Annotated in this window: 6 protein-coding genes and 2 pseudogenes; 2 read left to right on the forward strand and 6 right to left on the reverse strand. The window is 63.7% G+C overall.

What is annotated here, in order from left to right; translation table 11 throughout:
* The 4 genes and pseudogenes from NOV72_RS31520 to NOV72_RS31535 all read right to left on the reverse strand — a co-directional run.
* Positions 1–152, reverse strand: a pseudogene (locus NOV72_RS31520) (electron transfer flavoprotein subunit beta/FixA family protein); the annotation flags it as partial.
* Positions 153–328: 176 nt separating this feature from the next.
* The gene (locus NOV72_RS31525; protein WP_106858419.1) at positions 329–1,123 is read right to left on the reverse strand and encodes a MetQ/NlpA family ABC transporter substrate-binding protein; all 795 of its coding nucleotides are present in this window, start codon (positions 1,121–1,123) and stop codon (positions 329–331) included.
* Positions 1,124–1,144: 21 nt separating this feature from the next.
* Positions 1,145–1,798, reverse strand: a complete 654-nt coding sequence (locus NOV72_RS31530) for a methionine ABC transporter permease (RefSeq protein ID WP_106858420.1) — start codon at positions 1,796–1,798, stop codon at positions 1,145–1,147.
* Entirely contained in the window at positions 1,788–2,822 is a 1,035-nt protein-coding gene (locus NOV72_RS31535; protein ID WP_106858421.1) for a methionine ABC transporter ATP-binding protein, read from the reverse strand. Before NOV72_RS31535 ends, NOV72_RS31530 begins: the two co-directional genes overlap by 11 nt.
* 166 nt (positions 2,823–2,988) lie before the next feature.
* Here NOV72_RS31535 and NOV72_RS31540 point away from each other — a divergent pair, with 166 nt between their 5' ends.
* On the forward strand, positions 2,989–3,873 hold the full coding sequence (locus NOV72_RS31540) for an alpha/beta hydrolase (protein ID WP_106858422.1): 885 nt from the start codon (positions 2,989–2,991) through the stop codon (positions 3,871–3,873).
* On the opposite strand, the gene NOV72_RS31545 is transcribed toward NOV72_RS31540, so the two are convergent.
* Positions 3,870–4,793: a histone deacetylase family protein gene (locus NOV72_RS31545; protein ID WP_106858423.1), complete on the reverse strand. Its 924-nt coding sequence runs from the start codon at positions 4,791–4,793 to the stop codon at positions 3,870–3,872. The two genes, NOV72_RS31540 and NOV72_RS31545, sit on opposite strands and share 4 nt — an antisense overlap.
* 319 nt (positions 4,794–5,112) lie before the next feature.
* Between NOV72_RS31545 and mltB the strand changes: the two genes are divergently transcribed.
* Positions 5,113–6,285 (forward strand): lytic murein transglycosylase B, encoded by a 1,173-nt coding sequence (gene mltB / locus NOV72_RS31550; protein WP_106858424.1) that lies wholly within the window; start codon positions 5,113–5,115, stop codon positions 6,283–6,285.
* 52 nt (positions 6,286–6,337) lie between these two features.
* On the opposite strand, the pseudogene NOV72_RS32950 reads toward mltB, so the two are convergent.
* Positions 6,338–6,474 (reverse strand): annotated as a pseudogene (locus NOV72_RS32950) (IS4 family transposase); the annotation flags it as partial.

Genomic DNA, 6,474 nt, shown 5'->3' on the forward strand with positions numbered 1-6,474 from the left:
TCCTTCAAACGAACCGCCTCTTCGACGGCGATTTCGTCGAACGGGTTCATCGACATCTTCACGTTGGCGATATCGACACCCGTGTTATCCGACTTCACCCGGACCTTCACGTTGTAGTCGACCACGCGCTTGACTGGCACCAGAATTTTCATGCACACGCTCCAAAGTTACGATTACGTCAACCCAGCGTCATTATACGAGCGACGCGTTCGCTGTCCCCGCCGCAATCGGGTGGGTTGAGTCGTCGTGCAATAGGTATGGGCCTAATTTTATCGAACGATCGTTCTATTTGTATCCAAGAAAACCCGAACGTCGGCCGTGAAATCGATTACCAGGCCGTAATCACCGCCCCGGCGTATTTGCCTTCGATGAACTGCTTCACTTCCGGCGAGTGATACGCCGCGATCAGTTTGGCGACCCACGGCTTGTCCTTGTCGGACGCGCGGATCGCGACGATGTTCACGTACGGACCGTGCGGATCTTCGATCGCGATCGCGTCGGACTTCGGCTTGAGGCCGGCTTCCATCGCGAAGTTCGTGTTGATGGCGGCGGCATCGACGTCGTCGAGCGAGCGCGGAATCTGCGCCGCGTCGAGTTCGACGATCTTCAGCTTCTTCGGATTCTCGACGATATCGAGCGGCGTCGCCTTCAGGCCCGCGTCCGCGCGCAGCTTGATCAGGCCTTGCTTCTGCAGCAGCAGCAACGCGCGGCCGCCGTTGGTCGGATCGTTCGGCACCGCGATGCGCGCGCCATTGCCGAGCGCCGACAGCGACTTCAGCTTCTTCGAGTAGATGCCCATCGGAAAGGTGACCGTATCGGCGATCCGGATGAGCTTGTAGCCGCGATCCTTCACCTGCGCGTCGAGATACGGCAGATGCTGATAGCTGTTCGCGTCGAGATCGCCGGCGGCGAGCGCGGCGTTCGGCTGCACATAGTCGGAGAACTCGACGACCGTGATCTTCAGTCCGTTCTTCGCCGCGACCTGCTTCACGACGTCCATGATCTGCGCGTGCGGGCCGCCGGTCACGCCCATCTTGATCGCCTCTTCCGCATGCGCGCTGGCGTTGAACAGCGTTGCGCCCAGAAGCGCGGCGGCGAACTTCAGAATGAATCGACGTTGCATGGATGGTCTCTTGTAGACAGGTTATTTGTGGCTTAGGCGACGAACGAGCCAGTCGCCGAACGACTGCACGAGCTGCACGAACACGATGAGAATCACGACGACGGTAATCATCACTTCGGGCAGGAAGCGCTGATAGCCGTAGCGGATGCCGAGATCGCCGAGACCGCCGCCGCCGATCGCGCCCGCCATCGCTGAATAGCCGACGAGCGACACGAACGTGATGGTGAGCCCCGCGACGACGCCCGGCAGCGACTCCGGCAACAGCACCTTGAAGACGATTTGGCCGGTGGTCGCGCCCATTGCCTGCGCGGCTTCGATGAGCCCGCGATCCACTTCGCGCAGCGCCGTCTCGACGAGCCGCGCGATGAACGGCGCCGCGGCGATGGTCAACGGCACGACAGCGGCCGCCGTGCCGATCGACGAGCCGACGACGAGCCGCGTGAACGGAATCACCGCGACCAGCAGGATGATGAACGGCGTCGAGCGCACCGCATTGACGACGCCGCCGAGCACGCGATTCACGCCGATGTTCTGCAATACGCCATCGCGATCGGTCAGATACAGCAGCACGCCGAGCGGCAGTCCGACGGCGGCGCCGACGAGTCCCGAGATCCCGACCATGATCAGCGTTTCCCAGAACGACTGCACGAACATGTCGAACATTTCACTCAACATGGGACAACTCCTCCACGACGACACCCTGAGAACGCAAATACTCGACCGCTTCCGCGATCTTCACCGGCTGCCCGCCCGCGAGCACCGCGAGCGAGCCGAACGCCTGCCCCTGAATCTCGTCGATCTGGCCGTGCAGGATGTTGAAATCGAGTTCGTAGCGGCGGATCGTCTCCGAGAGAATCGGCTGATCGACGCCCGAGCCGGTGAACGCGAGCCGCAGCAAATGGCCGCTGCCCGTCTTCAGGCGCTCGACGACGCGCGCCTTCAGCGCAGGCGGCAACTCGTGCGCGATCACGTCGCCGATCAGCGCGCGCGTGACTTCGTGATGCGGCTGCATGAAGACATCGACGACCTTGCCCTCTTCCACCACGCGGCCCGCGTCGAGCACCGTGACGCGATCGCACACCTGCTTGATGACTTCCATCTGATGCGTGATGAGCACGATCGTCAAACCGAGCTCGCGATTGATCTTGCGCAGCAGATCGAGAATGGCGCGCGTGGTTTCGGGATCGAGCGCGGACGTGGCTTCGTCGGACAGCAGCACTTTCGGCTTGCTCGCGAGCGCCCGCGCGATGCCCACGCGCTGCTTCTGCCCACCGCTGATCTGCGCGGGATATTTGTCCTTGTGCGTCGTGAGACCGACGAGATCGAGCAGCGGCAAGACAGCGGCCTCGATCTCCGCGCGCTTCTTGCCGGCGAGTTCGAGCGGCAGCGCGACGTTGTCGTACACGGTCCGCGAACTCAGCAGATTGAAGTGCTGAAAGATCATGCCGATGTCGCGGCGCGCCGCGCGCAGATCGTCCTTGCCGAGCGTCGTGAGATCGCGTCCGTCGACGATCACGTTGCCTTCGCTCGGCCGCGTCAGCAGATTGATGGTGCGCACCAGCGTGCTCTTGCCCGCGCCGCTGCGACCGATGATGCCGAACACTTCGCCGGCGGGAACCGTCAGATTGACGTTGTGCAGCGCTTCGACCCAGCCACGGGGCCCCGCGAAGCGCTGCGAGAGATTGCGTATTTCGATCATGAAAAATGCAAACGGCGGAAGGCTCGCCGGGTTAAACGCACCCGCGCCGCCGGCCGCCGCCTGTTGTTGTCATCGCTGTGTAGTCGCCGGGATTTTACCGGACGCGTTACATTCTGTTTAATAATGATTTCCGATCGGCTAATAACGCGGAGATATTTACAGCCTCATGTCCCGGCATATTTATTCGACGAGCGCCGTCACGACCCGCAACGGCGTCGAACTGTTTCTGCATCGCTGGCAGCCCGCGCCGGATGTCGAACCGAAAGCTCGCGTCGCGCTCGTTCACGGCCTGGGCGAGCATGCAGGACGCTACGACGCACTCGCGGTCGCGCTGAACGCGGCGGGCGTCGAACTGATCGCGATCGATTTGCGCGGGCACGGGAAGTCGTCGGGCGACCGGGCGTGGGTTCGTGTGTTCGCGGATTATCTGCGTGACGCCGACGTGCTGCTCGAAGCGTGCGCCGCGACGCCGCCCGTCGCCACGCCGCTCTTTCTGATGGGCCACAGCATGGGCGGCACGATCGCGGCGCTCTACGCCGCCGAACGCGCGAAAGAGAGGAAGCTGGCCGGATTGATCCTGTCGAGCCCGGCGTTGAAAATCGGCCCGGGCACGCCGCGCTGGAAGGCGAAATTTTCGCGCATCGTCGGGACCGTGGCGCCGCGCGTGGCCGCGTTCAGCATCGACCCGGCGCTGCTTTCGCGTGCGCCGGGCGTCGTCGAAGCGTACAAACGCGATCCGCTCGTGCTGCACGGCGCGGTCCCGGCGCGCACCGCCGCGCAGATTCTCGCCGGAATGGAGCGCGTCGCGGCGCAACGCGGCGAGATCACATTGCCGCTTCTCGTTTTCCACGGCAGCGCAGACACGATCTGCGATTCCGCCGGCAGCCGCGAGTTCGAAGCGAACGTCGGATCGACCGACAGCACGCTCATGATCCACGAAGGCAGTGTTCACGAGACGCTCAACGATCTCGACCGCGAGCGCGTGATCCGCGAACTCATCGACTGGATTCTGGTGCGCGCCGACTATGCGCGCACGCACGCGCCCGGCTAGATCTCCGCGAGCACCCGCAGATGCGCGACAACGCTGCGTCCCAGCGCCGACAAGTTGTAGCCGCCTTCGAGACAACTCACGATGCGCCCTTGCGCGTGGCGCTTAGCCACCCCGCGGACCTGCTCGGTGATCCACGCATAGTCGTCCTCGACGAGGCCCATGTTGGCCATGTCGTCCTCGCGATGCGCGTCGAAGCCGGCGGAAACGAAGATCATCTGCGGCTTGAACTCTTCGAGACGCGGCAGCCACAACATGTCGACGACTTCCCGCACCTGCATGCCCTTCGTGCGCGCGGGCAGCGGCACGTTGACCATGTTCGAAGCGTGATTGTCGGCGCCGCTGAACGGATAGAACGGATGCTGGAAGAAGCTGCACATCAGCACGCGCGAGTCGCCGCTGAACGCGGCCTCGGTGCCGTTGCCGTGATGCACGTCGAAATCGACGATCGCGACGCGCTGCAGCCCGTGCACTTCGAGCGCATGACGCGCGGCGATCGCGACGTTGTTGAAGAGGCAGAAGCCCATCGCGCGCGCCGGCTCCGCGTGATGGCCCGGCGGGCGCACGCTGCAGAACGCGTTGTCGTAACGCCCTTCGATGACGGCATCGGTGGCCGCGATCGCCGCGCCCGCCGCGCGCAGTGCGGCGCGATAGGACTCGGGGCACATCGACGTATCGGGATCGAGTTCGCTTCGGCCCGACTCCGGCGTGCGGCTCTTGATGTAATCGATATGCGCCTGCGTGTGGACGCGCGCGAGGTCGGTTTCCTCGGCGAGCGGCGCTTCCTCGCGCTCGATGAGCGAATCGATCCGACTCGCGATCAGTTGGTCTTCGATCGCCTGCAGACGCGCCGGGCATTCGGGATGCCATTGGCCGTTGTCGTGCCGAAGGCAATCGGGGTGGGAGTAAAAGCCGGTGGCCATGGTGTCTCGCAATGCCGCTTTCGTCGGCTCTCGTCTCGTGTTTTTTCGTCATACGCGACCACGTGTCGCGCAATTGACGTTAAGTTACCACACCGTTCGGCACGTCCGCCCTCGTCCGGGCGCGTGGGCAATCCGGGCGCGAAGCGTCGGTTATACTGCCCCGACGCCTTTGCCGGCCGCGCAATTGCGCGCGGCATGTTGCAGGCCGTTGCGTTCCGTTGAGAATCGTTGCAGATCGTTTCGGATCGATTGAACTTCACAGGCGTTCCGGCCGCTCGCGCATCAGGCATCGCCCCTACCGCCCCCAACCACGCACACTATGACTTTCCAGTTTGCTCCGTTCGACTTCACGGCTCCGTCCAGGCCGGCAAAGCTTGCATTCGCCGCCTTCCTCGTCTGCGCGCTCGGCTTTCTCTCCGGCAACAGTGCCTTTGCGCAGTCGCAGCAGCCGCAGGCCGCGACGCCGCAAGGGCAGGTGTTCGAAGAAGAGATCGTGCCGCAGCGCTACGCGAACAATCCGAATGTCGATGCGTTCATCAACGACATGGTCGCGCGCTACGACTTCGATTCGTCGGCGCTGCACGACCTGTTCGCCCGCGTGAGCTATTCGGCGACGGCGGCGAAGCTGGTCCTGCCGTCCCCCACGCCGCAGACCAAGAACTGGCGCGCGTATCAGGGGCGTTTTATCGAGCCGGTGCGCATCAATGCGGGCGTGAAGTTCTGGCGCGCGAACCAGGCCACGTTGCAGCGCGCCTCTGAGCAGTTCGGCGTGCCGCCTGAAGTGATCGTCGGGATCATCGGTGTGGAGACGATCTACGGGAAGTACATGGGCAACTTCCGCGCGCTCGACGCGCTGACCACGCTCACCTTCGATTATCCGAACACGCCGAACCGCGCCGAGCGCATGGCGACGTTCCGCAAGAATCTGGAAGACCTGCTCGTGTGGACGCGCGATTCGCAGATCGATCCGACGACCGTGCTCGGTTCGTACACCGGCGCGATCGGCATTCCGCAGTTTCTGCCGAGCAGCATCGTGCAATATGCGGTCGATTACGACGGCAACAGCCGCATCGATCTGCGCACGAGCCCGGCGGATGCCATCGGCAGCGTGGCGAACTATCTGAAGCAGAACGGCTGGGCGCCGGGGCGTCCGGTCGTGTGGCGTATCGCGGGCGATGTCGGCAGTCAGGGCATCGCGCAGGCCGCCGCCGATGGATCGCCTGAGCCGAAGTGGTCGCTCGCGCAATTGACGAAGGCCGGCATGCTGCTTAACGAACCGGGACTGAACATCGCGGCCGAAGCGCCGACGCCGCTCACCGTCGTCGATCTGCCGACGCCCGGCCGCACGACCGAGTACACGCTCGGGCTGAAAAACTTCTATGTGCTCACGCGCTACAACCGCAGCTTCTTCTATGCGCTCGCGGTGTATCAGCTCGGCGAGGCGGTGAAGGCGCGCATGGGGGCGGGCGACTCGGGCGCGGCGTCGCAGTGACGTCGTTCTTTCCGCGCTGAAAAACGAAACCCCGGCATGCCGGTAATGCCGTTCAGTTAAGGTCTTTTCTTAGATAGCGAACGGTGTACCGTTTGGGGCGGGATTTGACGACCCGGTCGCATGCGCGTCCGGGTCGTTTTTCGTTGGGCAGAGACTTGAGCCTTTCGCGCAGACGCTGAAGGCAGGCGG

Source organism: Caballeronia novacaledonica, from assembly GCF_900258035.1.
Lineage (GTDB): Bacteria > Pseudomonadota > Gammaproteobacteria > Burkholderiales > Burkholderiaceae > Caballeronia > Caballeronia novacaledonica.

Bases quoted from the DNA above. Each gene is read 5' to 3' on its own strand.
- NOV72_RS31535 (WP_106858421.1), bottom strand. From the start codon at position 2,822: ATGATCGAAATACGCAATCTCTCGCAGCGCTTCGCGGGGCCCCGTGGC.
- mltB (WP_106858424.1), top strand. From the start codon at position 5,113: ATGACTTTCCAGTTTGCTCCGTTCGACTTCACGGCTCCGTCCAGGCCG.
- NOV72_RS31540 (WP_106858422.1), top strand. From the start codon at position 2,989: ATGTCCCGGCATATTTATTCGACGAGCGCCGTCACGACCCGCAACGGC.
- NOV72_RS31545 (WP_106858423.1), bottom strand. From the start codon at position 4,793: ATGGCCACCGGCTTTTACTCCCACCCCGATTGCCTTCGGCACGACAAC.
- NOV72_RS31525 (WP_106858419.1), bottom strand. From the start codon at position 1,123: ATGCAACGTCGATTCATTCTGAAGTTCGCCGCCGCGCTTCTGGGCGCA.
- NOV72_RS31530 (WP_106858420.1), bottom strand. From the start codon at position 1,798: ATGTTGAGTGAAATGTTCGACATGTTCGTGCAGTCGTTCTGGGAAACG.